At 27.9% G+C, this 26,841-nt stretch carries 23 protein-coding genes and 1 pseudogene; 20 read left to right on the top strand and 4 right to left on the bottom strand.

Annotated features, from left to right (window positions below; translation table 11 throughout):
- Nucleotides 1-7 precede the first annotated feature (7 nt).
- The 7 genes from ACYUEX_RS17870 to ACYUEX_RS17840 all read left to right on the top strand — a co-directional run bounded on the left by ACYUEX_RS17870 (nt 8) and on the right by ACYUEX_RS17840 (nt 10,080).
- Nucleotides 8-1,936, top strand: a complete 1,929-nt coding sequence (locus ACYUEX_RS17870) for a leucine-rich repeat domain-containing protein (RefSeq protein ID WP_460289356.1) — start codon at nt 8-10, stop codon at nt 1,934-1,936.
- A 160-nt stretch (nt 1,937-2,096) separates the two neighbouring features.
- A complete protein-coding gene (locus ACYUEX_RS17865; protein ID WP_460289355.1) occupies nt 2,097-2,813 on the top strand; it encodes a hypothetical protein in 717 nt (238 codons plus the stop codon).
- Nucleotides 2,803-4,353, top strand: coding sequence for a DUF4127 family protein (locus ACYUEX_RS17860; RefSeq protein WP_460289354.1), 1,551 nt, complete (start codon nt 2,803-2,805; stop codon nt 4,351-4,353). Before ACYUEX_RS17865 ends, ACYUEX_RS17860 begins: the two co-directional genes overlap by 11 nt.
- Before the next feature lies 1 nt (nt 4,354).
- Nucleotides 4,355-5,713, top strand: a complete 1,359-nt coding sequence (locus ACYUEX_RS17855; RefSeq protein WP_460289353.1) for an FAD-dependent oxidoreductase — start codon at nt 4,355-4,357, stop codon at nt 5,711-5,713.
- Nucleotides 5,714-5,885: 172 nt separating this feature from the next.
- Nucleotides 5,886-7,187 (top strand): transporter, encoded by a 1,302-nt coding sequence (locus tag ACYUEX_RS17850; RefSeq protein WP_460289352.1) that lies wholly within the window; start codon nt 5,886-5,888, stop codon nt 7,185-7,187.
- Between the two features lie 86 nt (nt 7,188-7,273).
- On the top strand, nt 7,274-9,424 hold the full coding sequence (locus tag ACYUEX_RS17845; protein ID WP_460289351.1) for a hydantoinase/oxoprolinase family protein: 2,151 nt from the start codon (nt 7,274-7,276) through the stop codon (nt 9,422-9,424).
- A gap of 11 nt (nt 9,425-9,435) precedes the next feature.
- Nucleotides 9,436-10,080: a hypothetical protein gene (locus tag ACYUEX_RS17840; protein WP_460289350.1), complete on the top strand. Its 645-nt coding sequence runs from the start codon at nt 9,436-9,438 to the stop codon at nt 10,078-10,080.
- Between the two features lie 233 nt (nt 10,081-10,313).
- Here the strand turns inward: ACYUEX_RS17840 and ltaE are convergent, their stop codons facing one another.
- Nucleotides 10,314-11,354, bottom strand: coding sequence for a low-specificity L-threonine aldolase (ltaE, locus tag ACYUEX_RS17835; RefSeq protein ID WP_460289349.1), 1,041 nt, complete (start codon nt 11,352-11,354; stop codon nt 10,314-10,316).
- A gap of 129 nt (nt 11,355-11,483) precedes the next feature.
- Between ltaE and ACYUEX_RS17830 the strand changes: the two genes are divergently transcribed.
- The 5 genes and pseudogenes from ACYUEX_RS17830 (at nt 11,484) to ACYUEX_RS17810 (ending at nt 14,908) form a co-directional block, all read left to right on the top strand.
- Nucleotides 11,484-12,383: a hypothetical protein gene (locus tag ACYUEX_RS17830; RefSeq protein WP_460289348.1), complete on the top strand. Its 900-nt coding sequence runs from the start codon at nt 11,484-11,486 to the stop codon at nt 12,381-12,383.
- Nucleotides 12,384-12,588: 205 nt separating this feature from the next.
- Nucleotides 12,589-13,362 (top strand): annotated as a pseudogene (locus ACYUEX_RS17825) (histidinol-phosphatase).
- A 95-nt stretch (nt 13,363-13,457) separates the two neighbouring features.
- Nucleotides 13,458-14,093 (top strand): hypothetical protein, encoded by a 636-nt coding sequence (locus ACYUEX_RS17820; protein ID WP_460289347.1) that lies wholly within the window; start codon nt 13,458-13,460, stop codon nt 14,091-14,093.
- Between the two features lie 12 nt (nt 14,094-14,105).
- Nucleotides 14,106-14,657, top strand: coding sequence for a hemerythrin domain-containing protein (locus ACYUEX_RS17815; protein ID WP_460289346.1), 552 nt, complete (start codon nt 14,106-14,108; stop codon nt 14,655-14,657).
- A gap of 68 nt (nt 14,658-14,725) precedes the next feature.
- A complete protein-coding gene (locus ACYUEX_RS17810) occupies nt 14,726-14,908 on the top strand; it encodes a DUF1858 domain-containing protein (protein WP_460289369.1) in 183 nt (60 codons plus the stop codon).
- 72 nt (nt 14,909-14,980) lie between these two features.
- On the opposite strand, the gene ACYUEX_RS17805 is transcribed toward ACYUEX_RS17810, so the two are convergent.
- Nucleotides 14,981-15,571 (bottom strand): DNA-3-methyladenine glycosylase I, encoded by a 591-nt coding sequence (locus tag ACYUEX_RS17805; protein ID WP_322412589.1) that lies wholly within the window; start codon nt 15,569-15,571, stop codon nt 14,981-14,983.
- Nucleotides 15,572-15,835: 264 nt separating this feature from the next.
- Between ACYUEX_RS17805 and ACYUEX_RS17800 the strand changes: the two genes are divergently transcribed.
- Nucleotides 15,836-17,515: a 2-oxoacid:acceptor oxidoreductase subunit alpha gene (locus ACYUEX_RS17800; protein WP_460289345.1), complete on the top strand. Its 1,680-nt coding sequence runs from the start codon at nt 15,836-15,838 to the stop codon at nt 17,513-17,515.
- Nucleotides 17,515-18,384, top strand: coding sequence for a 2-oxoacid:ferredoxin oxidoreductase subunit beta (locus tag ACYUEX_RS17795; RefSeq protein WP_460289344.1), 870 nt, complete (start codon nt 17,515-17,517; stop codon nt 18,382-18,384). Before ACYUEX_RS17800 ends, ACYUEX_RS17795 begins: the two co-directional genes overlap by 1 nt.
- 74 nt (nt 18,385-18,458) lie before the next feature.
- Here ACYUEX_RS17795 and mnmH read toward each other — a convergent pair whose 3' ends face one another.
- The gene (gene mnmH, locus ACYUEX_RS17790) at nt 18,459-19,565 is read right to left on the bottom strand and encodes a tRNA 2-selenouridine(34) synthase MnmH (protein WP_460289343.1); all 1,107 of its coding nucleotides are present in this window, start codon (nt 19,563-19,565) and stop codon (nt 18,459-18,461) included.
- Nucleotides 19,566-19,786: 221 nt separating this feature from the next.
- Here mnmH and ACYUEX_RS17785 point away from each other — a divergent pair, with 221 nt between their 5' ends.
- The 3 genes from ACYUEX_RS17785 (at nt 19,787) to pepT (ending at nt 22,873) form a co-directional block, all read left to right on the top strand.
- Nucleotides 19,787-20,713: a DUF5692 family protein gene (locus ACYUEX_RS17785; protein ID WP_460289342.1), complete on the top strand. Its 927-nt coding sequence runs from the start codon at nt 19,787-19,789 to the stop codon at nt 20,711-20,713.
- A gap of 228 nt (nt 20,714-20,941) precedes the next feature.
- Nucleotides 20,942-21,262, top strand: a complete 321-nt coding sequence (locus tag ACYUEX_RS17780; protein WP_460289340.1) for a rhodanese-like domain-containing protein — start codon at nt 20,942-20,944, stop codon at nt 21,260-21,262.
- 378 nt (nt 21,263-21,640) lie between these two features.
- A complete protein-coding gene (gene pepT / locus ACYUEX_RS17775; protein WP_460289339.1) occupies nt 21,641-22,873 on the top strand; it encodes a peptidase T in 1,233 nt (410 codons plus the stop codon).
- A 63-nt stretch (nt 22,874-22,936) separates the two neighbouring features.
- Here pepT and ACYUEX_RS17770 read toward each other — a convergent pair whose 3' ends face one another.
- Entirely contained in the window at nt 22,937-24,403 is a 1,467-nt protein-coding gene (locus ACYUEX_RS17770; RefSeq protein WP_460289338.1) for a flotillin family protein, read from the bottom strand.
- A gap of 393 nt (nt 24,404-24,796) precedes the next feature.
- Here ACYUEX_RS17770 and ACYUEX_RS17765 point away from each other — a divergent pair, with 393 nt between their 5' ends.
- From ACYUEX_RS17765 to ACYUEX_RS17755, 3 genes are read left to right on the top strand one after another with little or no spacing between them, the layout of a single operon-like run.
- The gene (locus tag ACYUEX_RS17765; RefSeq protein WP_460289337.1) at nt 24,797-24,973 is read left to right on the top strand and encodes a hypothetical protein; all 177 of its coding nucleotides are present in this window, start codon (nt 24,797-24,799) and stop codon (nt 24,971-24,973) included.
- A gap of 33 nt (nt 24,974-25,006) precedes the next feature.
- Nucleotides 25,007-26,092, top strand: coding sequence for a sensor histidine kinase (locus ACYUEX_RS17760; protein WP_460289336.1), 1,086 nt, complete (start codon nt 25,007-25,009; stop codon nt 26,090-26,092).
- A gap of 19 nt (nt 26,093-26,111) precedes the next feature.
- Nucleotides 26,112-26,747: a response regulator transcription factor gene (locus ACYUEX_RS17755; protein ID WP_460289335.1), complete on the top strand. Its 636-nt coding sequence runs from the start codon at nt 26,112-26,114 to the stop codon at nt 26,745-26,747.
- Nucleotides 26,748-26,841: the final 94 nt, after the last annotated feature.

Raw genomic sequence — 26,841 nt, 5'->3', positions numbered from 1 at the left:
GAGGAATATGGAGAATAAATTAAGGGGTAGGATATTAGTAGGATCAGCTTTATTACTATCAAGCATGGTATTTGTATCTTTTTCACAAAATAAATTAGCTTATGCAGATGAGGTAAATATTAAAGAAAATATAGATATTAAAAATAATGAAAATATACAAATTAATGAAGAGGATTTAGATAAAGAGTTAAGTGACAGTGAATTAAAAATAATGTTTCCAGATGAAAATTTAAGAGAAGTAATAGTTAGAACAGCTACTTATACTATTTATAGTAATCCTCAAGATATACCAGATATAAAATCTAATAAAATTACTTTAAGAAAGTTACAGTCTATAAAATATTTATTAGCTACAGAAGAAGGAATAGAATCTATACAAGGTATATCCTATTTACCTAGTTTATTAGAAGTAAATTTAGATGGAAACTATATAAGTGATATACCAGAAGAAATAGTTAAATTAGAGAGCTTAGATAAACTTATTCTTTCAAGAAATAAATTAAATGAGATACCAACATATATAGGTAGTATTAAAAAACTTCGTTGGCTTGATATTTCTAAGAATTCATTAACATCAATACCAGGCGAAATTGGAAATATTGTGACATTAGATAGACTAGATATTTCTCAAAATAATATTACTAATATACCATCAGAAGTAAATAATTTAAAAAATCTTATAAGATTACTTGCGTACGATAATGAACTAACAAGTTTCCCGAAAGATATAGTAGGATTGCCAGCTTTAAGAGAATTAAATATCTTTAATAATAATATTACAGAGCTATATGATAATATAGGATCTTTCCCATCTCTTATGTATTTAAGAGTAGGTAACAATAAATTAACATGCTTACCAGAAAGCATAGGAAATTTAAAAAATTTATTTACATTAGGAGCAAATAATAATCAGTTAACTTATATTCCTAAAAATATAGAGAGCTTAAGTAAATTAACAGAAATAAATGTATCAAATAATAAATTAGATGTATTACCAGAAAATATAGGTAATCTAAAATCTTTAAAGGAATTGAATGTAAGCCACAATAATTTAAGTAAATTACCAAGCTTAGCTAATGCAACTAATTTAAAAACTATATATATATCAAAAAATAATATAACTAATATTGATGCAAATCTATTACCAGCATCATTACAATATATAGACCTATCAGGGAATCTATTAAGAGAAATACCTATACTAGCCAGTATTAAACATTTGGATTTAGCTTTTAATGAAATTGAAGAAATTCCAGAAGAAATAAATAAAATGACTTCAGCTTCATATTTAGGGTTAAATGGAAATAGGATAAAGGTTTTACCTAGTACTATAGGAGATATGGTGACTTTGACAGGAATAAATCTAAGTAATAATAATTTAGAGAATCTGCCAACGGAATTTGGAAATTTAGTGAATTTACAAGGATTATATCTTAATAATAATTTATTATTGGAGCTTCCAAAAACATTAGGAGATATTAAAGCCCTTAGATTTCTTGAAGTGGAAAATAATAGATTAACAGTAATACCTAAAGAAATATCATCTATTGAAAAACTGAAAAAAGTTAATGTAAGTAACAATTATATTTCTAAATTAGAGTTTAATGATAGAGTAAGTGTCTTATCAAAAGGAAATTTTATTGATAATATGGAAAATCAATTAAGCTTAGAGAAAAAATCAAATAAAAAGATTGATTTTAAAATAGGAGAGGAAATAAATTTATTAGATTATATAGAAGTTAAAGGTGGAGATAAAAATTTACCTATAGAAATAATGGAAATTGAAGATATATCTAATAAAAATTTCTTTAAACAAGGAAGTAATTCAACTAATATAGTTGGAGAAAAGAAGGGCAATGGTAAAGTTATAATAAAGATTAAAAATTCACTTGGAGAAAGCTCTAAAGAAACCTTGGAAGTAAGGATAAAAAAATAAATAAAAGTAATAAAGGAACCTAACTAAAATTTAGGTTCCTTTATCTATAGAAAAATATTTTCAAAATAAATGAAAAAATATTTCAAAAAGTGTTGATAATATAATTTTACGATGCTAAAATTATATTAAAGGAAAAAACAACCAAAGGGGAGGGTTAAATATGAATTTAATTAAGTCATTAAATAAAAAGGAAATATCACTTATAGTAAGTCTTCCGAGAAATGACGTAGAATTAGCAAAATCAGCATTACTAGCTGGGGCAGATGTGTTAAAGGTTCATATAAATGTTGAGCATAGGGCTAGTAAAACAAAATTCGGATCTTTAAATGAGGAATTAGATATAATTAGAAAAATAGTTTCTCTTTGTAGAGAATATGATAAGCCTATAGGAATAGTAGCTGGAGGAAATGATAAAATTCCAATGACAGAAATACAAGGAATATTAAATGAAGGTTTTAATTTCATATCATTATATGATAAACATATGAATCCTTTGATATTAAATAAAGACATATATAAAATGGTGGCGATAGATGATAATTACAAATTAGAATATGTAAAAGAATATGATAATTTACCTATAGATATATTGGAATGTTCAATAATGGATCCAAAAACTTATGGAGATGAACTTACAGTAAGAGAAATATTACAATATCAATCAATCCGAAGTACAACTTCAAAACCTATAGTTATACCTACGCAAAGAAATATAACACCAGAACAATCTTTAATATTACAAGAAATGGGTATTAATGCAATAATGATTGGATCAATAGTAACAGGTAACACTAAAGATTCTATTTACGAAACAACATTAAAATTTAGAGAAACAATAGATAATTTTAATAATGTGAGGAATTGTAATGAAAAATAATAAAATACTGTATGTTCCATTAGATGATAGACCAGTTAATTTGGTGATAGTTAAGCAATTAGCTAATTTAGCAGAATTAGAAATTAAAACACCTATTAAAGAAGATTTAGGATGCTTTTTAAAAGAAGGAAATGTGAATTCAATAAAGAAATGGATTAATACAGAAAAGTGTGACTCTTTAATAATATCATTAGACATGTTGTTATATGGAGGATTGATAGCATCTAGAACAGATAAAAGGTCTGTTGAAGAAGCGATGGATATATTAAAATTTCTAAAAGCTTATAAAAAGGAAAATAGAGATACAAAAATATATGCATTTTCAAATATTATGAGGTTATCAATATCTGTTTCAAGTAATGAGAGTCAAATATGGTGGGATAAAATAAATAAATATAATGAATTAAGATATAGGGTTGAGTCATTAAAAGAAACAAATCTAGAGATCAACTTAAATAAAATTAAATCAGAAATACCAAAAGAAATTTTAAATACTTATTTAAGAACAAGGGAAAGAAATCATAATATAAACATGGAGGCTATAGAACTTGTAAATGATGGAATAATTGATTTTTTGATACTTTCACAAGAAGACTGCTCTAAGTATGGATTACATTTAATAGAGCATGAAAGGCTTCATGATAAAATAAATAAATACAAATTAACAGATAAAATATATGTTTATCCTGGGGCAGATGAAATTGGACAAATTCTTATTAGCAAATATGTAAACGATATAAATAAGTTTATTCCTAAAGTTTATATAGATTTTGATAATAAGAAAAATGAAGATATAATTCCTAAATTTGAAGATAGATCTCTTAAAGTAAATATTATTGAGCATTTAAAAAGTACTAATGCAACAATTGTAGATGATTATAAAAATTGTGATTATATACTTGCTGCAACAACTCCTAATATACCATATATAGATATGGCTTCAGATAACTTAAATTATTATAATAAAAAATCTATAATTGATAATTTCATAACTAGAATTAAAAAATATATAAGTTTAGGGAAAAAAGTATCAATTGCAGATTTATCTTTTTCAAATGGTGGAGATGAATATCTTATAAAAAGGTTAAAGGAAGATGATTTATTATTAAAAGTGATTTCATATGGGGCGTGGAATACTGCTGGAAACGCAATGGGAACTTCTATAGCACATGGAAATATTATTTCTAATATGTATTCAAATGGTGCTTTAAACTTTGAAAAATCATTAGAGAGCCTTAAGTTCTTAATAGAGAGATATTGTGATGATTTTATGTACCAAAGCATTATAAGAAATAAAACAAATAAAGAGGTATTAAAAGAAGGTTTAAGTATTTTCAATATGAATAGTAGAGTTGAAAAAATAGATAACTTTGTTGAAGATTCATTAGAAAAAACATTTGAGTTTTATTTCAATGGAAATAAGGTTAACTACTTAGAAGCAAAAGGATATATTGAAGGTTTAAACATAGATGCAAAATTACCTTGGAATAGAACTTTTGAAGTTGAATGTGAAGTTACTATTAAATTTAAGGAGGAATGATATGAATATTCAGGGATATAAAAGTTGTGATATTTTAATTATCGGTGGTGGCCCTTCAGGAATTATTGCAGCAAAGGCAGCTGCGTCAGATGGAAATAAAGTAACTTTAATTGAAAGAGGTGGATATTTAGGGGGATGTGCCACTAAATCCTTGGTTATTCCTTTAATGACTTTTCATGCAGGAAAAAAGCAAATAGTAATGGGATATGCAAATGAGCTTATTGAAAGAATAAAACGAAATGGAGGTACAATAGGTCATATAGAAGACACACTTGGAGTAGCAGCTACAGTTACACCTATAGAAACAGAAATTTATAAATATGTGGCTCAGGAGTACTTATTGGAATCAGGAGTAGAAATTTTATATCATACTGAAGCATTAGATGTGAAAGTTGAAGAAGGAAATATAAAATCTGTATTCGCAAAAACAAGATCTGGGGTATACGAAATAGAAGCTAAATATTATATAGATGCCACTGGAGATGGAGAAATAGCATATCTTTCTGGAAATGAAATGAAAATAGGCAGAGAAAAAGATGCTAAATGTCAGCCTATGACTATGATGTTTAAGGTTAGTAATGTAGATATTGAAGAAGTTATTAAATATGTTGAAGAAAATAAAAATGAATTTGTAATAGGAGAAAATATAAAAAGTTTTAAAGAATCAAAAAGAATTGCAATTTCAGGATTTTTTTCTAAAGTAGCAGAAGCTTCAAAAAATGGAGATTTTACTATAAATAGAGATCGAGTTCTATTCTTTGAATTGAATAGAAGGGGAGAAGTTGCAGTGAATATGAGCAGAGTTATAAATAAGATATCAGTTAGAGATTTTGATTTATCTGAGGCTACTATAGAAGGTAGAAGACAGGTAATTGAAATATACAACTTTTTAAAAAAGTATATACCTGGATTTAAGAACTCTATATTAGTTCAATCTGGAGATGAAATAGGGGTTAGGGAGTCTAGAAGATTAGTTGGTCAATATGAATTAACAGAAAAAGATATTATTTCAAGAAAAATATTTAAAGATACAATAGCTCTTGGAAGTTGGCCAATAGATATTCATGATCCAGATGGTAAGGAATTAGATTTAATGGAAATGAAAATAGGTGATTATTATGGAATACCATATAGATCATTAATACCTACAAAAATAAATAATTTAATTGTCACAGGAAGAGCAATAAGTACAAATCATGAGGCATTAGCATCAATGAGAGTTTCGCCAATATGCATGGCTTTAGGACAAGCAGCTGGAATAGCAGCTAAAATATGCTTAAAATATAAGAAAACCTTTAGTGAGTTAAATTATAAGGACTTAAAAACAGAACTATTAAATAGTGGTCAAGTTATAGAATAAAATACTTTATTGAATACAATTAGGTAGATTATAAAGTATAAAGGGTGTGATATATGAGGGAATCAGATAAATTTATATAATAAAAATGACGTAATGAGATTTGACCTTGCTTTTATTAAATAAAAACTTATTAAATGCAATTATAAAAAATAATTTAAAAGGGGAATGAAATATGGGGAATTTTTTTAATATTCAAGTTATTCTTATAATATTAGTTTTTGCTGTATGCACGGGTCTTATGGTAGCTAAAAAGTTACCGACACTTATAGCACTGCCACTATTAGGAGTTATAATAGCGGTAATTGCAGGAGTTCCATTTATGACTCCAGCAGAAGAGGGTGGACAAACTCTGATGGGCCATGTAATAGGAGCTGGATCAGTTAGACTGGCAGGGACTATGATGGCAGTTATTTTTGGAGCTATGTTTGCAAAAGTTATTCAAAAACAAGGAGTATCTAATACTATAATTAGGAAAGCAGCAGAGCTTGCTGGTGATAAGCCTTTAGCTATAACATTTGTTTTAACGGCAGCTTGCGCAATAGTATTTTCAGCTTTAGGTGGAGCAGGAGCAGTAATAATGGTTGCAACAATAGTAATTCCGCTTATGTTATCAGCTGGAATAAAGCCAAAGGTTGCAGCAGGATCATTTCTTATGGGGTTAGGTCTTGGAGGGTTATTTAATGTTGCTAATTATAAATTTTATGTTGATGCAATAGGAATGGATATGGAGCTTGTAAAGTCTACATCATTAGTATTAGGGTTGATTTCTACTGTAGTTACAATTGCATATATATTGATTAATGTTAAAAATAAGAGTGTAAGAAGTACATGGGCAATGCCAAGTAGCAGCTTTGAAACAAAGACACATGATGATGTAAATATATTTGCATTAATATCACCATTACTTCCAATAGTATTAGTGTTTTTCTTTAAATTTAGTACAGAATTTTCATTGATAATTTCTGTTATATATACAATTTTAGTAACTAAGCCATCACAAATAATTCAAATTATAACTAGTTCACTTGTGGAAGGAATTCAGGATGTAGCAGGAGTTATAGGATTGATGATGGGAATTGGTATATTATTAAATGGGGTATCTGCAACTGCAACAATAGCATTAATGCAACCTCTTATAGGAGCTATATTACCTACCTCACCAATATCATATGTAATAATATTTACTATAGCATCACCACTTGCATTATATAGAGGACCTCTTAATTTATATGGTTTAGGATCAGGTATAGGAAATGTTATGCTAGCAGCTGGAACATTAAGTCCTGCAGCAATAGGAATGGCTTTAAGATCAACAGGGGTTGTACAAGGAGTATCAGACCCAACAAATACTCACAATGTAATTGTTGCAGATTTTGCAAAAGTAGATGTTAATGCAGTATTAAAGTCTACACTTCCATATACTGTTATAATAACATGCTTATCATTAATTTATACGGCAGTAATGATATTTTAACAAATAAATATTAGATTAATTTAAGTAAATAAAAAGGTGCGTTAAATTCGCACCTTTATTATAAAATTCATCAGGAGGGAAATATAATGGGCAAAAAGGTGAGAATTGGAATAGATGTTGGTGGAACATTTACAGATGCTGTAGTAATTGATAACAATAGTTATGAAGTAATAGGAAAAGCAAAAATACCTACAACTCATCATGAAAAAGAAGGAGTTGCAAAAGGAGTAATACAAGTTATAAATAAAGTTTTAGAAGAAAATAATATTTCTCCTGATGATGTAGTTTTTATAGCTCATGGAACAACTCAAGCAACTAACGCTTTATTAGAAGGTGATGTTGCAAAGGTTGGTATAATTGGAATGGGAAAAGGGATAGAAGGTGAAAGAGCTAAGAATGAAACTAGGGTTGGTAATATAGAATTATCTATAGGAAAATATTTATACACAGAACATAGATATATGGATTCAGGGAACATAACATCGGATTATGTAAGAAATTATGTAAATCAGCTTAAAGAAACTGGAGCAGAAGTAATTGTTGCATCAGAAAGCTATTCTGTTGATAATCCGGAAAATGAAAAATTTGTAATAGAAGAAGCTATAAAAGATGGAGCATATGCAACTGGAGGATATGAAATATCACAATTATATGGATTAAGAGCTAGAACTAGAACTGCAGTAGTAAATGGAGCATTAATTCCTAAAATGATGGAAACTGCAAATATGACAGAGACTTCAGTAAAAAATGCAAATATAAAAAAGCCTCTTATGATAATGAGATGTGATGGCGGGGTAATGACAATTGATGAAGTAAGAAAAAGACCAATACTTACTATGCTATCAGGATTAGCAGCTGGCGTTGCAGGGGCATTGATGTATGAGAAGGTTTCAGACGGAATATTCTTTGAAGTTGGAGGAACATCTACAGATATATCTGTTATAAAAGATGGTAAAGTGATGATTAAAAATTCACAGGTTGGGGGACATAAACTTTATTTGAGATCTTTAGATGTTAGGACTTTAGGGATTGCTGGTGGAAGCATGATTGTAATTGAAAATAATAAAATAGTAGATGTAGGACCAAGAAGTGCACATATAGCAGAAAAGGAATATGAGATATTTGCAAGTAAAAATGAGATATCTAATCCAAAACTTATTTATATATCTCCAAGGCCAGAAGATAAATGTAATTATGTAGCTATTAATTGTGATAATGGAAAAAGCTTTGCTTTAACTTTAGCAGGTGCAGCAAATATTTTAGGATATGTACCAGATAATGATTATGCAAAAGGAAATATAGAAGAAGGAAGAAAAGCTTGGGAGGTTATAGCTAAAGAAGTAAATATGTCTGTAGAAGAAGCTGCAACAAAAGTTATGGATATAGCTATAGGGAAAGTGAAAAAAATAGTTGATGAATTAATTTCAGAATATAAATTAAATAAATCTATAATAAAGCTTGTTGGAGGTGGTGGATCAGCATCTATAATTACGCCATATCTTTCAGAAGTCATGGGTGTGAAGTTTAATATAGCAAAAAATGCTCCATATATCTCCACTATAGGAGTAGCTTTAGCTTTAGTTAGGGAGCAAATAGAAAGAAGTGTTATAAACCCAACAGAAGAAGATATAAGAAAAATCAGAATGGATATATTTGAAGCAGTTGTAAAGTCTGGAGCAAATCCAGATACAGTAGAAATTACTGTAGATGTAGATGCTAAAAAAAATATCTTAAGGGCATCAGCGACAGGAGCAACAGAGCTTAGAACTAAAGAAATTGGTGCAGAGAAAAAATCAAAGGATGAACTTATAAATGTTGTATGCGATTCAACTGGAATATCAAAGGAGAATATCAATTTAATTGGTGAGACAGGAAGATGGAGCATATTTAAATGTATTGAAACTACTAAAAAGCTATTTGGATTAATATCAAGTAAAAAAGAAAAAATAAGAGTTATTGATGAAGACGGGGTAATAAGATTGCAGAAGGATAAAGGAAAGTTATTGTTTTGTACAAAGAATGAAATCTATAAAAATTATAGCACCTTTATAGATGAAAATACTTTATTCACAGATGCAGGAGCTCAACTTCCAAAGGTATATATATTATTTAAACAAAAACTTATAGATTTATCAGGCATTATTGATAAAGATCAATTATTATCATTAACTAATTTAGAAATAGAGCTTTTAGATGAGGATACCAAAATAGGAGTATTAGCAACTCAAGAAATTTAGAGGATTATTATATGAAAAATTTATATTTTTTAACTGATGAAATATTATCCTTATTGGAACTTAAAGAAGATAGACTATTCCATAAGATACCTAAAGAAAAATTAAATTATTATATTTATGAAGCTAACAAAATAGGAAGGGATATTGCAAGTAAATATAAAAATGAGGATATAGACTTACTTTTAAAAAATAATGGAGTAGCTGTATTAGTAAAGGATAAGTGTGAGTCTAAAAATCTAGATATTAGAGGGGAAATAATATTTGATGAAAAAGAAAGACAAATAATAATTTATAAAAATTCTATGGAGCAAATAGTAGAAACATTAAAAAAATATGGATTTAATATATCTAAAAAAGAAGTATATAAAATTCATTTAGCACATGAGTTTTATCATTTTTTAGAATTTATAAATAACAAAAATACTAATGATTTATTAGACAAGATAGATATAACTTTACTAGGAGTTATTAAAAGAAAAGCAACAATACTAAAAGTTAGAGAGATAGCAGCTCATGCATTTTGTAAAGAGTTATTAAATTTAAATTTTCACCCTAAAATATTAGATTATATATATTTAATAGAAAATAAAAAAGTTAACCTGAAGGAATTTAGAGGTTATATAAATGAATTAGAGCTAAAATATCTAAAAGAATAAAATTTAAATATATAAATCTTAATAAATTACTTAGGTATATTAAATTTTAAGTTAACTATAAGTTGTGAGGAGTATTTCTATAATATCAACAGTGATTTTATAGAAAATATTAAAAGTAATTTTATTAAAAAGTTAAAAAATATAAGAAAAACATAGGAAGAAATTTAGAATTCTCTCCTATGTTTTCTTATATGGAATTTATAGTCATTTTTAGTATAAAGTAAATATATTAATTATAATTTATTTAAGAATGATTTTAATGTGGTAACTATTTTAGATATATCTTCTTTAGTAATCCAATAATGAGTTACAAATCTCATTTGCCCATTTTCTATATCATTTATTTTAATATTATTTTCTAAGAAGTAATTAACTAAAGCTGTAGTATTAATAGTAGAATCTTTAAAGCTAAAGAATACCATATTTATTTTAACATTATCTAAATTAACATTAAGCTCAGGAATTTTATTTAGTTCATTTGCAAGTAACTTTGCATTTTCATGATCATCTTTTAGTCTTTTAGACATATCATTAAGTGAAACTATTCCAGCTGCTGCAAGGAAGCCAGCTTGTCTTAATCCCCCACCCATAAGCTTTCTATTTTTTCTTGCTTTATTTATAAAATCTTTCTTTCCAGCAAGAATTGATCCAACTGGTGCGCATAATCCTTTAGATAAACAGAACATAACTGAGTCACAATATTTAGTAATTTCCTTTACATCAACTCCAAGATATGTAGATGCATTAAAGACTCTTGCACCATCTAAATGAACTAGTAAGTTATACTTTTTTGCTAACTCATAAACTTCTTTCATATTTTCAAGAGATAATACATTGCCACTAGAATGAGCATTTTCAATACAAATTAGTGATGTAGAAGGGAAATGAATATCATCATCCTCAAAACGAATTCTTTTTTCTATTTCTTCTGCTTTTATAACACCATTTTGTGAATCAATAGTTCTTAATTGGACACCAGCAATTACAGAGCTTGCACCAACTTCATGGGCAACAATATGATTAGAATCTGCTAAAATAACTTCACTACCTCTTTTGCAGTGTGTTAGTAATGCAAGCTGATTACCAAATGTTCCACTTGGGACAAAAAGAGCAGCTTCTTTTCCAATAATTTTAGCAGCTAAATCTTCAAGGGCATGAATAGTTGGATCATCCCCATAGACATCATCACCAACTTCAGCATTAAACATAGCTTCTTTCATAAAGCTTGGTTGTTTAGTTACAGTATCACTTCTTAAATCTATAAAATTTTTCAATTGAAGCACCTCATTTACATAAATTTATAACAATAATTAAAACTATTATAATATAATAGAAGTAGCTAATAAAAGTAATTTTTAAATAATATAGGAATTGTTATTTTTAAGTAATAAGGAGTGATTGTTATGGGATCAGAAAAAAGAAGACTAGAAGGTATAATGTTATTTGGAATCATAGGGTTACTTTTTGGATTAGTAGGCAATATATCTTATTATCTTAAGTTAACAGGAATTTATATTGAGTTTTTTTATAATATAGATATAGAATCTGCAAGTATAATGATGATAATTCCAACTATCGGATTAGGAATTGCTGCTATAGTAAATTATAAGCTAAATGTAGATGAGGAAATTTTAGAAGAACTTAAAAATAAAACTTTATTTTTTAAGTTAATTTGTATTTTATTTGCTTTTTATATGATATTTACTATTGTAGTAATGAAAAACTTAGTTTTATTTAGAACAGCAATTTTAATGGAAATACTATTAATTTTAATGTATATTATTGAAAGGAAAGCAAAAGCGTTAGAACTTACGGATAGACAATTGAAATGGAAAAGGGATTATGATTATCCTGGAACGTATAATAAAGAAAGCAACTTCTTTTGGAGAATGAAATTTAAATTTTCACCACATGTAAAGGTTAAATGGAAAGATAGAGTTAATAGAATAAAATGGATGAAGCTATTATTTATGATTTTTTTTATGTTAAGAGATTTTGATAGAGAAGTTTATATTATTCTAATAATATTTATTCCAGACCTAATATATTTCTTTGAAGTTATATTTGGGTTATATACCAAAACAAGTGGTATATGTACAGGGGTAGTAGAGGTTGGAGAGTCTGAAAATAGTAGTGTAATCATATATAAAGCATATATAACAGATTATGAAAATGAAGAAGAAATAACCTTTAAAGTAAGAGATTATTGTTATATTTCTGAAAGAGATGAAGTAGTTGTAGTTCATAGTATGATAACTAAAAGAGTTATAGAAGTTCAAGGAATAAGAATGGATTTTATATAAAATAATAAAAAGGGCTATCATAAATAATTATTGAAAAATTTATTAATAATTATTTATGATAGCCTTTTCATATAGGCCTCTGAAATAGAAGTTATATTATAGATATGATATTATATAAAGTATGAAATAAATCTAATCTTTACATTAAAGGATGTTTTATTAAAAAGTTGATTTAACGATATAGATAAAAGGATAGGTGAAGAAAATGAAAACTAATTATCATACACATAATTATAGATGTAACCATGCAATAGGAACTATAGAAGATTATGTAGAGGAAGCAATAAAAGAAGGTTATGATGAAATAGGTATATCAGACCATCTACCTCATCCAGGAAAAAATATAGATAATTACAATAGAATGACATATGAGGATTTTGATACTTATTTTAAGGAAATAGATGAAGCTAAAGAGAAGTATGGAGATAAAATAAAAATAAAAAAAGCAATAGAATGTGAATACTTTGAAGACTATCATTGGCTTTATGATGAGTTAAAAGAAAAGCATAAGGTAGATTATTTAATTCTTGGAGTGCATTTTTTCCCTTATAAAGGAGAATGGTTATATGTTGGCGGAGTTAAGCTAACACCTGAAGCTTTAGAAAGCTACATAGACTATGTAATAAAATCTATGGAAAGCGGATATTTTCAATACATAGCTCACCCAGATTTGTTTGGAATTTCTTATAGAAACTGGGATTAGCACTCAATTAAAGCATCAAGAAGAATACTAGAAAAGGCAGAAGAATTAAAAATGCCAATAGAAATTAACATAAATGGCATTAGAAGAGGGAAAGTTAAATATAACTTAGGAGAAAGATACTTTTATCCTATGGAAAGCTTTTGGGATTTATCAAAAGAATATAATGTAGATAGAATAATAGGTGTAGATGCGCATAATCCAATAGATTTAAGAGATTTCAATAAAGGTGAAGAGTTTGTAAAATCATTAAATTTAAAGGTAATAGATAAAATATAAATTTGCTTAAAGAGTAACAAATGTTACCGAAAAAGCTGTAACCCTATGTTACACTATCATTAGAAAATTAATGATAGATATTGGAGGAAGAAAAGATGAGTTTATATTTAGGAAAGATTCATTATTGGCTATTTAATAAAATAGTTTGGTTTGAAGGACTTGAAGAGGAAATAATAAATTTAGCAAAAAATGAAGGTTTAAACATAGAAAGCTTATCAAAAGAAATAAATAATAAATACGGAGAAAAGTTACCTAATCTTCCATTAGAAGAAATGATAGATAAATCAAATATTCACGGTTGGCTGCAAGAAAAAATACACTCAGCAGAAAATAGACTTGCAACATGGACAGTTAAGCTTTTAGAAAAAGAAAATACAAAGAATAAATTAGAAACTTTATATGTAAATCAAGGGATAAAAGCTGCTAAAGAAGCAAAAGAAGAAGGAAAGTTTTTAGGAAATGCTATAGATATATTTAATGCAGTAAACGACTATATATTAGATGGAATGCCTTGTGATAGAGTAAATGAAGTTTTATCACAGGAAGAAAATAAGGTTTTTTGGAAAAGAAGAATTTGTGTTCATAAAGATATTTGGGATTCTATAGGTGGAGATGTAAATTACTTTTATACTCTAAGGAATTTATGGATAAAAGCTTTTGTTAATGAAGCAAACAAAGAGTTCAATTATATTCAATATGAAAATGATGAGATGTCAATAGAAAGAGTATAGGAGGATAAGAAAATGAATGCAATAGAATTAATGATGGAAGAACACAAAAATATTAAAGAAATGCTTAAGGTAGTTAGAAAAGCTTGTTTTAAAGTTTTAGAAGGAGAAGAGGTTAACTACGATGATTTTTATAAGATGATACATTTTATAAGAAACTATGCAGATTCTCATCATCATAAAAAAGAAGAAATAATGCTTTTTAATAGAATGGTAGATGAAATAGGAGAAACAGCAGAAAAAGTAGTTAAGTATGGAATGCTTGTAGAACATGATCTTGGAAGATTGTATGTAACAAACTTAAGAGAAGCATTAGAAGCCTTAAAAGGTGGAAATGCTGGAGCTAAATTAGATATAATTGCAAATGCAGTTTCTTATACAAATCTTTTAGAAAGACATATCCATAAAGAGGATAATGTAATATACAAATTTGCAGAAAGAGAATTAAAAGAAGAAACTATAGAAGAAATTAATGAAGAATGTGTAAGCTTTGAAGATGAAAATATAAATGTAAAAGATGAAAATTTAGCTATACTAGAAGAATTAAAGGTGAAATATTGCATTTAATATAGGATTTAAATTAAAATAAATATGGAAAATATAATTAAAAATAAGGATGAGGATAGGTGATTAAGATGATAACTAAGGACATGACAATAGGAGAAGTTATAAAGGTTAAGGAAAATGCACCAGAAATTTTAATGGGCTTTGGAATGGGATGTGTAGGATGTCCATCAGCTCAAGCAGAAACAATAGCAGATGCTGCAATGGTACACGGATTAAATTTAGAAGCTTTATTAGAAGCTTTAAATAACTAAAATTGTTTGAGTAAAGTTTTAAATAAGCAATTATAAGGCTAAGTGATTTTAAGATTGCTTGGTCTTTCTATTTTATGACGGATTAACTTTATTATTGTTATCATACAAAAAGCAGCAGGTAAGGTGGTCATTCACCATGCCTATAGATTGCATAAAAGCGTAAATGATAGTGCTTCCAACGAATTTAAAGCCAATTTTCTTTAAATCCTTACTGATCATGTCAGACAATTCTGTTCTTGCAGGAACCTGAGAGATTTCCGTCCAGTGATTTTGAATAGGTTCATAATTAACATATCTCCAAAAGAAATCATGTAAGCTACCATATTGGTTTAACACCTTATAATATGCTTTTGCATTTTCAACAACAGCTTTTACTTTTAGTTTATTTCTTATAATACCTTTGTTTTGTAGAAGTTCTTCTATTTTACAATCATCATATTGAATGATGACTGCAGGATCAAAGCCATCAAATGCTTGACGTAATGTTTCTCTTTTAGCTAGTATTGTGGACCAGCTTAATCCAGCTTGTTTTCCTTCTAAGATAAGCATCTCAAATAGCTTTTTGTCATCATAGACAGGATTTCCCCATTCTTTGTCGTGATATATTTTTTCAAGGGGATTGTGATTTGCCCAATCACAACGAATACAATCATGTTCTTTCATTAAATTATACCTCCAATACCGAAAGCAATCAAAAAATCACTTTTATAATTATACCATAAAATAGGAAGGTATAATTTTAAAAATACATTATTTGGAGAATAAATATTCATAAGGAAATTAGGTAAATAAAAATATTAACAAATATTAGATATTTTATATGATCATTTTGTTGTGTATGCATAGTATAAAAGTATTAAGATAGCCTTTAAAGGAAAATATTTATTAGTAGTTAAGATATATATAAATTATAAAAGAGGTGTATAAATGGAATACAATATATTAATTGGTGGAAGTGCAGGACAAGGACTTGATACCCTAAGTGATTTTTTAGAAAAAACAATAAAGAAATCTGGATTGTATCTTTTTTCAAATAAAGATTATATGTCAAGAGTTAGAGGAGGACATAACTTTATACAAATCAGATTTGGAGAAAATAAAATATATTCACATAAGAATGAATTAGATTTAATACTTGCTTTAGATGAAGATACTATTTTATATCATATGGATAGATTAAAGCATGATGGAGTTGTAATAGCGGATAAAGGTATAAAGCTAGAATATGAAAAAATTTTAAAACTACCACTAGTAGCTACAGCAAAAGGATTAAGTTTATCTAAGGCTTTTACTTCAGTAGCAGCGGGAGCAGTATTAAAATACTTTTCTATAGATATAGTAGGTATAGATAAATATTTTAGTAATAAGTTGTCTGATGATATAAGAAATAAAAATATAGAAGCAGTTAAATTAGGATATGATTTAATTGATTCTAAGTATTCAATGGAAGAGACAGACTTATCAAAGCATATATTAATAAATGGAAATAATGCTATTGCATTAGGTGCTATTGCAGGTGGATTAGATTTTTATTCAGCTTATCCAATGACACCAGCAACGAGTATAATGACTTACTTAGCTGAAAAGCAAGTAGAAACAGGAATAGTTGTTGATCAAGCTGAAGATGAAATTGCAGCTATAAACTTTGCTATTGGAGCATCATATGCAGGGGCTAGGGCAATGACAGGAAGCTCTGGTGGTGGAGTTTCACTTATGGTAGAGGCATTTGGTCTTGCAGGTATAACAGAAACACCAATAGTTATAGTAGATTCCCAAAGACCGGGTCCGGCTACAGGCTTACCAACACGAACAGAGCAAAGTGATTTAAGTTTTTTATTAACAGCATCTCAAGGAGAATTCCCAAGAGCTATAATAAGTGTTAGGAATGCAGAAGATGCTTTTTATAAAACTGTGAAAGCCTTAAATTTAGCTGATAAATATCAAACTGTTGTAATTTTATTAACAGATCAATATTTAGCAGATGCCAATATAACTATTCCTAAATATGATTTAAACAAAGTAAAAATAGAAAATTATATATCAGAGGGAGAAGAGTTAAAAGAAGTAGAGGAATATAAGAGATATAAAATAACGGAAAGTGGAATATCTCCAAGGATGATTCCTGGTAACTCTAAGCATCAAGTGGTTTTAGTAGATAGTGATGAGCATACTGAAGAGTCACATATAACAGAAACATCAGAAATGAGAGTTGCTCAAATGAAAAAGAGAATGAGAAAGCTATTATTAATTAAAGAAGATATGGAAGAACCAGAATTTATAGGAGACGAGAATGCAGAAACTTTATTATTAGGTTTTGGATCAACTTACGGAGCATTAAAAGATGCTGTTAAAGAATTAAATAAGCAGGGGAAAAAAGTTGGAGCATTAAGTTTTGGAGATATATATCCATTACCACAAGAAAATTTGATAAAATATTCAAAACAAGTTAAAGAAATAATAAATGTTGAACAAAATTTTACAGGGCAATTAGGTAAGTTAATAACTCAAGAAACAGGGATATTAATGACTTCCAGCATATTAAAATATGATGGAAGACAAATAACAGGAAGCGATATAGTAAAGAAAATTGGAAAGGAGGAGTTCTAATGTTAGAGTTAAATTTGTATAAAAGTAATGATGAAATTGCTTGGTGTCCAGGGTGTGGAAATTTTGGTATATTAGCAGCGATAAAAGAAGCATTATCTGAACTAGAGGTAAAGCCAGAAGATGTCGTTATGGTATCAGGTATTGGACAAGCAGCTAAAACTCCTCACTATTTAAAAGTAAATGGATTTAATGGTCTTCATGGTAGAGCATTACCGCCAGCACAGGCTATAAAAATGGTAAATAAAAATCTTAAGGTAATTATAACTAGTGGTGATGGAGATTCTTATGGTGAAGGTGGAAATCATTTTATTCATAATATAAGAAGAAATGTAGATATGGTACATCTTGTTCATAACAATCAAATCTATGGCTTGACCAAAGGACAAGGATCTCCAACAACGGCAAAAGGACAAGTTACTTCAATGCAATTTGAAGGAGTATATGTTAATCCAATAAATCCATTAGCAGTAGCCATTAGTGCAGGAGCAACTTTCGTAGCAAGGAGCTTTTCAGCAGATAAGGAGCATTTAAAATCTATAATAAAAGCAGCAATGAATCATAATGGATATTCACTAATAGATATAATGCAACCTTGTGTAGTATTTAATAAAATAAATACTTTTAAATGGTACAAGGATAGAATATATAAGTTAGATGATAGCTATGATTCAACTAATAAAGTAGAAGCACTTAAAAAAGCAGAAGAATTCGGTGATGAAGGAATTCCAGTAGGAATAATATATAGAGATAATACTAAAGAAAGCTATCATCAAGCTCATCCAGTATTAAAGACAGGTGCAAATTTGATAGATAGAAAATGGCAACCTAAAGATACTGAAAAGCTTGTTGATGAGTTTTTATATAATTAGAAAGTCTAAGATGAAAAATAGATTTATATTAAAAATAGTAAGTAATTTGTTAAATTACTTACTATTTTTAATAATTAATCAAGAGTATTTAAAAAACTTAGAACTTCATGAGAATTTCCTCTAAAAATAACCTTTTCCTTTTTGTTTTCTAAAGAGTATTTATAAAGAGGGTCATAGTAATCTTTAAGAAAGATTTCTATCCAATTTTTATGTTTTTCAAATCTGCCAGTTGATAATTGATTTTTAAAGGCAAGCTCAAGTTCATCTAGTACTATTTTGAATCTATCCCCACCTAATTTTTTCTTTAATCGATCCATACTAGAATATATGTAATTAAACCATTCATTTAAACCTAACTCTTCACCAAATTTATTTTTATATTCTTTTTGTGCATCGATAACATATTCTTTTAAGGTATTTTCAACACGCTCTTCTAGGGAAACATCTAAAAGAACTACATTTCCACTATGAAAATAATTAAATAAATCTAGTGGAATAAAGTTCCTGCCTACATTTTTTCCTTCATCTTCTAAAATAATATGTTTAAAGGCTTTTTCTTTATGTTTGATTAAAGAATAAGCTAAATTATTTTCAAAGTTTATTTGTGTTGGTTGAGGAGTAGTATGAGCACCAAAAGAGGAGCCTCTATGATTAGCTAGTCCTTCTAAATCTATTGAATTCTCTAATTTATTTAAAATTATAGTCTTTCCAGAACCAGTGAATCCTGTGAGAATTATAGGAGTATAATTTTGATTTTCTAAAGCTAATGAATCTATAAGATAATTACGAAAGGCCTTATATCCGCCTTCTATCCTATAAATTTCCTTTTTAAGCTCGTTTGTAATCCACTCTTGAGAAATTCTTGATCTTGAACCACCTCTAAAGCAATATAATATAGCATTAGGATTAGATTCTATAAATGATATCCAAGAGTTTACTCTATCATCTTTAGTTTTACCTGAAACTAGTTTATATCCAAGCTTTGTAGCTTCTTCATTCCCTTTTTCTTTATAGCAAATTCCAATAATATGACGTTCCTCATTATTTAAAATAGGAATGTTAAATGAATTTAAAAATGCTCCTTTTTCATATTCAATAGGAGCTCTTACATCTATAAGTGGTATTTCTTCTAAAACAATTTTTTTGAAATCATTAGTTAATGGATATTTAGTATTGATCATAATCAGTCCTTTTTAATTTAATATACTTATTAATTATTACTATTATTATAAGCTTTATTAAATATTATAAGAGTTTATTTAATAATAATAAAGGGAAATCTTAAAACTAATGAAATTTAATGTAAGAAATTGTATATAAAAATATTGAAAATGATTACATAAAATGTTAATATATGTATGGGATAAATATATTAATTAAATTATTTAGGGGGGTCTTAATAATGTTTTTATTTGAAGCAATCCCATGGTATTCATTTGTTATGTGGATTGTAGTATTAATTGGACTTATTCTTATCAATGAAATTGCTCGTTCAAACAAATGGTTTTCACTAGCAATATTTTTAATTCTACCAATAGCTCTTACTTTTGCAGTATGGCCTAAAACTGCAGGGAAGGGTTCTAGTGTTGGAACTTGGTTCCATTGGGCAAAGGTTTATTCAGCACTGGCAGGATGTTTAGGGTTTATGGCTTTAAGATTTATTAAAGGAGCTAATACTAAAAAATATCTTTTAATTTTTCCACCATTAATATTATCTATAAATATTTTAGAAGCCGTTATTCGTGATTTTCAGTGTTATAGCTTAAATGGATTAGTAGATGGTGTTTTTATGGTTGGAGGACCATGGAATATTATGAATGGAATTGCAGGAATATTAAATATAATAACAATTTCAGGTTGGATGGGAATTGTTATAGGAAAAGATAAGTATAAAGATATGTTATGGCCAGATCAATTATGGTTTTGGATAATTGCTTATGATTTATGGAATTTTGCTTATGTTTATAACTGTGTTTCAGATCATTCTTTCTATGCTGGACTAGCTCTTTTGTTATCTTGTACAATTCCAGCTTTTTTTATAAAGAAAGGTGCATGGTTGCAACATAGAGCTCAAACTTTAGGAATATGGATGATGTTTGTTATGTGTTTCCCATCATTTGTTGATACATCAATGTTTGCAGTTAAATCATCACATAACGAATTAGCTTTATGGATAGTAAGTGGATTAGCTTTAGCATCAAATGTAGCAGTATTTATTTATCATTTCTATAAGATAATAAAATATAAACGCAATCCTTTAAAGGTTGAAATCCATAATGATTTAGAAGCATATAATGAAATTTTAGCAAAGGGAAATATTACTCTATAATAAACGAAAGGCGTATGAACTATAAAAGTTTCTACGCTTTTTATTTATATTTTAAGATTTTTAATGTATAAGCTTAAATATTTTTAATAGTTCTTAGTTGATAACTAAGATGAGCAGTAGGAAAATACAATAATTAAAGTTATGTGACATAGTTACATAAAAAACTTTTTTAATGATGTACAATATTCACATAAGAAGAAAATAATAAATTTTAGGAGTAAAAATAGTATGTTTGGTTTATTTAATAAAAATTCAGGAAAAGTTATGAATGTAAATGATATTGATAATTTAATTGGAAAGATAGATTTAATTGATATAAGAGAACCATATGAATATAAAACAGGAAGTATAAAAAGTGCAAAAAATATTCCAATGGGAAATCTTTTATCAAATCCAGAAAAGTATTTAAAGAAGGATAAAGAGTATCACATATTATGTCAATCAGGGGGAAGGAGTTCATCAGCTTGTGGTAAGTTAACAAAGCTTGGCTTTGATGTAGTTAATGTAGCTGGTGGCGTTGGCTCATATGCAGGAAGTAAAAGAAAGTAGTATAAATATATATTAATAAAACCTTTAGGTGGGTTAAGGTATGAAAACTTTAATGATAAAACTACATAAAGAGAAAGTATAGTAACAAAATATAATTTTAAATAACAAAAAGGCTTCAAGAAAATTTTCTTGAAGCCTTTTTAGGAGTAGTTTAATAAAGAGAAAGAGATAAAATACATAAATAGTTTATGTATTTTAAATGAATTTATACAAATTAATTAACAAATATAAAATTTATATAATTTTTAAAGGAATATAAAGTTCAGATATATATGTGTTAAAATATAGAGTGTTAGATAAAATATGTAAAAGTTAATTATAAAGATAATTTCTTTTATAAGTATATTTTATTTAAATGAGTAAAAAAACAATATAAGAATGGAGAGTGAAGTTATGAAAAGAGTAGAAGAAAGATTTTTAGAATATGTAAAAATAAATACTAAATCAGATGAAACAACTAGAAAGACTCCAAGTACAAATGGGCAATTAATTTTAGCAGAAAAACTATGCAATGAGCTTAAAGAAATAGGATTAAAGGATGCCAAAATAAGTGAACATGGATATGTTTATGCTACACTAGAGAAAAACTGTAACAGAGATTTACCAGTTGTAGGTTTTATAGCTCATATGGATACGGCTCCAGATTATAGTGGAGAAAATGTAAATCCTAAAATTATAGAGAATTATGATGGCGGAGATATTAAGTTAAATGATTCAGTAGTACTATCTCCTAAATTTTCACCTGAATTAAAAGAGTATATAGGAAAAACATTAATTACTACAGATGGAACTACACTTTTAGGTGCTGATGATAAAGCAGGACTTGCAGAAATTATGACAGCAATGGAGTATTTAGTTAATCATTCAGAAATTGAGCATGGAACTATCAAAGTAGGATTCACACCTGATGAAGAAATTGGAGAAGGTGCAGATCATTTTGATGTTGAAGAGTTTGGAGCAGACTTTGCTTACACTATGGATGGCGGGAGACTTGGAGAGCTTGAGTATGAAAACTTCAATGCTGCTGGAGTAAAGGTTCAAATAAAAGGAGTTAATGTTCATCCAGGTTATGCAAAGAATAAGATGTTAAATTCAATAATGGTTGCTAATGAATTTATAAATAGTCTTCCATTAGATGAAGTTCCAGAAAAAGCTGATAAGTATGAAGGCTTCTCACATCTTACAGATATAGAAGGAACTGTTGAAAATACATCACTAAATTATATTGTAAGAGATTTCTTTACAAATTCTTTTGAAGCAAGAAAAGAAAAATTTAAAGCTATAGAAAAAGAATTGAATAAGAAGTATGGAGAAGGAACTGTAGTGGTAAGTATAAAAGATCAATATAGAAATATGAAAGAAAAAATTGAACCTGTTATGCATATAGTAGAAAATGCAAAAGAAGCTATGATAGATGCAGGTGTTACTCCAAATATTAGACCAATAAGAGGTGGAACTGATGGCGCCAGACTTTCATTTATGGGCTTACCAACTCCAAATATATTTGCAGGTGGAGAAAACTTCCATGGAAAGTACGAATATGTTCCAATAGAATCAATGGAAAAAGCTGTTGATGTAATAGTTAATATAGTTAAGAAATATAGTAAATAGTTATACTTTTTAATAAAAAAATTACTACAAGTTTATTAATTCTTGTAGTAATTTTTTGCAAATTTATTCTATTATGTTTGATGCCTTTTCCTCAGTATCTTTTGGAGCAATATTATTAGAAGTAGGAATTACATTAGTATCTTTATTGACGAAATTATTTAATACATTTGCTAAATCTACACCTGTTAAACTTTTTAACACTTCAAAGCCATTAGCAGCAACGTCAGTTACAATTTTAGAAACTTTTGATGCTCCTTGGCTACCACCATTATCTATTACTGTTAATTTATCTATTTGCTCTAATGGGCTTGCTACTTCTTTCATTACATCTGGCAATTTATTTACTATCATTTCAACTATTGCAGCTTCACCATATTTAGCCATTGCCTCAGCCAATCTGTCTTTTGCTTCAGCTTCGGCAATTCCCCTAGCCTTAATAGCCTCAGCCTCAGCTAAACCTTTAGCTCTTATTGCTTCAGCATCAGCTTGAGCTTGTATTTTTTTAGCATCAGCTTCAGCTATTGCTCTTACTCTTATTGCTTCAGCATCAGCTTCTGCTTGTCTAATTGCTTGTATTTTATGTGCTTCTGCAGCAACTTCAACTTCATACTTTTTAGCATCAGCAGGCTTCTTTACTTCTGCTATTAATTTCTTTTCTACAACTAAAGCTTCTTTTTCAGCAAGCTCAGCTTGTTGTTCTGCTAAGATTGAATTATTCTCAACTTCTTGCAATTTATAGGCAACGTCGGCGTTTGCTTTAGCCTTATCTTGTTCAGCTCTGAAAGCTTCTAATTTAATTTTTTTATCTCTTTCACTTTGAGCAATTTGAGTTTCAGCTTCTAGCTTTGCTTTTTGACCTTCCCTTGTTGCACTTGCAGTTTTAATTTCCGTATCCATTTTTCTTTCAGCTTCTGCTATGTCGGCTTCAGATTTTGCTGCTGCTATTTGAGGTTTGGCTCTATTTTCTAAGTAGCCTCCTTGAGTACTTATCTTTAAGATAGTATAAGATATCAGAACTAATCCCATTGATCCTAATTCATTTCTTATATCATCTTCAATTCTTTGTTCAAATGAAGCTCTATCTTCATTTATTTGTTCAACAGTTAAAGTAGATATAATACCTCTTAACTTACCTTCTAATATTTGCTCTACTATAGTTCTTATTACGGTTACTGTATTTTTTTCTCCACCATTACAGAATTGTTCTACTGCTTTTAATACGCTTTCATTATCACTTTTAACCTTTACAACTGCTGTACCAACTATATTTACAAATATACCTTGCTTCGCAGGTGCTTCATTTACATCTGTTGTCATTGAAATATTTTCTAGTGAAATAGTAGAAGATGTTTCTAATACGGGAATCATCAATCCCCCTCTTCCAACTAAAACTCTTTTTCTAAGTCCTGTGATTACCATTGCTTTATCAGCAGGTACTCTTCTCCAAAAAGATAGAAATACTATTAATACTACAATTACAATAATTATTATTGGAAGTGCATTTAATAATTTTTCAAGTAAAATATTCATTATTATTTCCCCCTTGTATAAATTTAGATTAATTCTATACTTATATTTTATCATAAATTTTTCATTATTATGAAATATTTACAAAGATTTTTTGCTACATAAACCTAAAACAATTTATATTTATATTGGTAAAATATGTTTTTAAATGTAGGTATATATTGTATAATAAACATAAAAAAGTCGCCAAGGCGAGTTTGGCGAGCCGTTGACTTTTTTAGCGCATGTGCATTTATGAAGATTGTCTGAGGAAAATCTTGCGCGCGCACTATATTCATATTTTTACTATTTAGGAGATAACTTTAATAACTAAATATCTTACAATAGTTATCCATAATAAACATAAAAATATAATTTTCTAAAGAATAAAAAATTAAGTATGTAAGGAGAAGATTTATGATAGAAGCAATTTTAATATTAATACTTTTATTAACTATTTATAATGTTATTTTTTATATTCCTAATAAGCTAAAAGCTCAGGATGAAAAAATATCATTACACTTTAAAGAATTATATATTCGATTAAATAGACTTGAAAAGATGATTAAAGACAATTCAAATGAAGTGGAGTGATAGAAAATTAAAAATAATGACTTATGCATAATATTGAAGATAGTTTTATGTTTATATATTAGCTGGACAAGTGTAGAGCTTAATAAATTAAGTTTAGCAGTTGTAGTTATTATATTAATTTATATAATAACTACATTTATTAGAAGGGTTTTATATAATAAATACAGATTTTCATCTGAGATATTAACTATATTAGAGGTTTTACTTTCACTTTTATTTACCTTAAGATATATTGAATTTGGAGTTTTAATGATAAGCTTAAGTATGGCTGAGTATTTTATAAGTGAAAAGAAAAGAGTTGTATTAGGGATAATTTTAGCTAGTACTCCTTTATCTTTAGTACTTAAGTATCAGGAATTCAGTGATATAATTATGATTTTAGTTATTATATTAATAGCAATAATAAAGGATAACATTCAATGTAGTAAACTTAAAAGAGTTGAGGATATAGAAGAAAAACAACGAAAGTCTATAAATAAACTTCAAGACAAATTAGCTAAAGAAAGATATATACAAGAGCAAATTCTTCATACAGCAAGACTTGAAGAAAGAAATAAAATATCTACAAGACTTCATGATAAGATAGGCCATACTATTTCAGGAACCCTACTTCAGCTAGAAGCTATTAAACTTATAATAGATACAGATAAAGAAAATGCATACGTTATGTTAGATTCATGCACCGAAAATTTAAGAGCCGGAATGGAAGAGATAAGAATGGCTCTGAGAAATATTAAGCCTGCAGAGGAAGAACTAGGTATTAATAGAATTAAAAAAATACTAGATGAGAAAATAAAAGGGACAAGCGTTAAGGGAAAAGTAAATTACATAGGAGATTTAGATAAGATATCTTCAAGAATATGGTTATTGCTTATACAAGCTATAACTGAACTTACAACTAATTCAATTAAATATTCTAGAGGAGATTTTATAACAATTAATATAGAGATCTTAAAGAAATTTATAAAGTTAGAGGTAAAAGATAATGGAGAGGGCTGTAAGACTCTTAAAAAGGGAATAGGTCTTAGTAGTATAGAAGATAAAGTAAATAATATTGATGGAAAGTTTATTGTAAATTACCATAAAGAATTTGGGGTTATAATTTTAATTCCTTATTAACTAATAAGGGGGAACTAAAATGAGTATAAAGCTAGTACTAGCAGATGATGATGCTTTAATTAGAGAAAGTTTAAAGATCATTTTATCATCTCATAGTGAAATTGAAGTAGTAGGAGCATTTGAAAATGGAAAAGATACAATTGAATTTTTATTAAATAATCATGTTGATATAGCATTGCTAGATGTTAGAATGCCTTTAATTAATGGAGTGATAGCAACTGGTGAAATATCTAGAAAAACAAATACGAAAGTAATTATTTTAACTACCTTTGATGAAGATGAATATATAAGAGATGGAATAAGAAATGGCGCTAAAGGTTATCTATTAAAAAATACTCATCCTAATAAAATAATAGAAACTATAAAAATGGTTAGTGAAGGAAATTGTGTTATTCAAGATGAAATTTTAATTAAGCTTAGCAGCAATTTAAATAAAGAAGAGATAAAAGAAAATAAATTAGATAAAAGTATATTTACTGAAAGAGAATTAGAAGTTATGAAAGCTATTTCAGAAGGATTAAATAATAAGGAAATTTCAAAAGCTTTATATATATCAGAGGGGACAGTTAAAAATTATATAACCTCTATATTCCAAAAAACTGGACTAACACATAGAACTCAAATTGCAATTCATTATATAAAAGGAGAACAGTAGTCTATGTAAATTTATTTATTCCGCCGCTACGCTCCAAGTCAACATAAACTTACATAGACTACTTAAAAACTGAAGGAAATATATGACTTTTGTC

It is taken from the genome of Clostridium sp. CTA-7 (assembly GCF_054768095.1).
This window is presented reverse-complemented; position numbering and strand designations above follow the sequence as displayed.

Excerpts from the sequence above, each read along its gene's own strand:
- ACYUEX_RS17870 (WP_460289356.1), top strand. The coding sequence starts at position 8 with ATGGAGAATAAATTAAGGGGTAGGATATTAGTAGGATCAGCTTTATTA.
- ACYUEX_RS17865 (WP_460289355.1), top strand. The coding sequence starts at position 2,097 with ATGAATTTAATTAAGTCATTAAATAAAAAGGAAATATCACTTATAGTA.
- ACYUEX_RS17860 (WP_460289354.1), top strand. The coding sequence starts at position 2,803 with ATGAAAAATAATAAAATACTGTATGTTCCATTAGATGATAGACCAGTT.
- ACYUEX_RS17855 (WP_460289353.1), top strand. The coding sequence starts at position 4,355 with ATGAATATTCAGGGATATAAAAGTTGTGATATTTTAATTATCGGTGGT.
- ACYUEX_RS17850 (WP_460289352.1), top strand. The coding sequence starts at position 5,886 with ATGGGGAATTTTTTTAATATTCAAGTTATTCTTATAATATTAGTTTTT.
- ACYUEX_RS17845 (WP_460289351.1), top strand. The coding sequence starts at position 7,274 with ATGGGCAAAAAGGTGAGAATTGGAATAGATGTTGGTGGAACATTTACA.
- ACYUEX_RS17840 (WP_460289350.1), top strand. The coding sequence starts at position 9,436 with ATGAAAAATTTATATTTTTTAACTGATGAAATATTATCCTTATTGGAA.
- ACYUEX_RS17830 (WP_460289348.1), top strand. The coding sequence starts at position 11,484 with ATGGGATCAGAAAAAAGAAGACTAGAAGGTATAATGTTATTTGGAATC.
- ACYUEX_RS17820 (WP_460289347.1), top strand. The coding sequence starts at position 13,458 with ATGAGTTTATATTTAGGAAAGATTCATTATTGGCTATTTAATAAAATA.
- ACYUEX_RS17815 (WP_460289346.1), top strand. The coding sequence starts at position 14,106 with ATGAATGCAATAGAATTAATGATGGAAGAACACAAAAATATTAAAGAA.
- ACYUEX_RS17810 (WP_460289369.1), top strand. The coding sequence starts at position 14,726 with ATGATAACTAAGGACATGACAATAGGAGAAGTTATAAAGGTTAAGGAA.
- ACYUEX_RS17805 (WP_322412589.1), bottom strand. The coding sequence starts at position 15,571 with ATGAAAGAACATGATTGTATTCGTTGTGATTGGGCAAATCACAATCCC.
- ACYUEX_RS17800 (WP_460289345.1), top strand. The coding sequence starts at position 15,836 with ATGGAATACAATATATTAATTGGTGGAAGTGCAGGACAAGGACTTGAT.
- ACYUEX_RS17795 (WP_460289344.1), top strand. The coding sequence starts at position 17,515 with ATGTTAGAGTTAAATTTGTATAAAAGTAATGATGAAATTGCTTGGTGT.
- mnmH (WP_460289343.1), bottom strand. The coding sequence starts at position 19,565 with ATGATCAATACTAAATATCCATTAACTAATGATTTCAAAAAAATTGTT.
- ACYUEX_RS17785 (WP_460289342.1), top strand. The coding sequence starts at position 19,787 with ATGTTTTTATTTGAAGCAATCCCATGGTATTCATTTGTTATGTGGATT.
- ACYUEX_RS17780 (WP_460289340.1), top strand. The coding sequence starts at position 20,942 with ATGTTTGGTTTATTTAATAAAAATTCAGGAAAAGTTATGAATGTAAAT.
- pepT (WP_460289339.1), top strand. The coding sequence starts at position 21,641 with ATGGAGAGTGAAGTTATGAAAAGAGTAGAAGAAAGATTTTTAGAATAT.
- ACYUEX_RS17770 (WP_460289338.1), bottom strand. The coding sequence starts at position 24,403 with ATGAATATTTTACTTGAAAAATTATTAAATGCACTTCCAATAATAATT.
- ACYUEX_RS17765 (WP_460289337.1), top strand. The coding sequence starts at position 24,797 with ATGATAGAAGCAATTTTAATATTAATACTTTTATTAACTATTTATAAT.
- ACYUEX_RS17755 (WP_460289335.1), top strand. The coding sequence starts at position 26,112 with ATGAGTATAAAGCTAGTACTAGCAGATGATGATGCTTTAATTAGAGAA.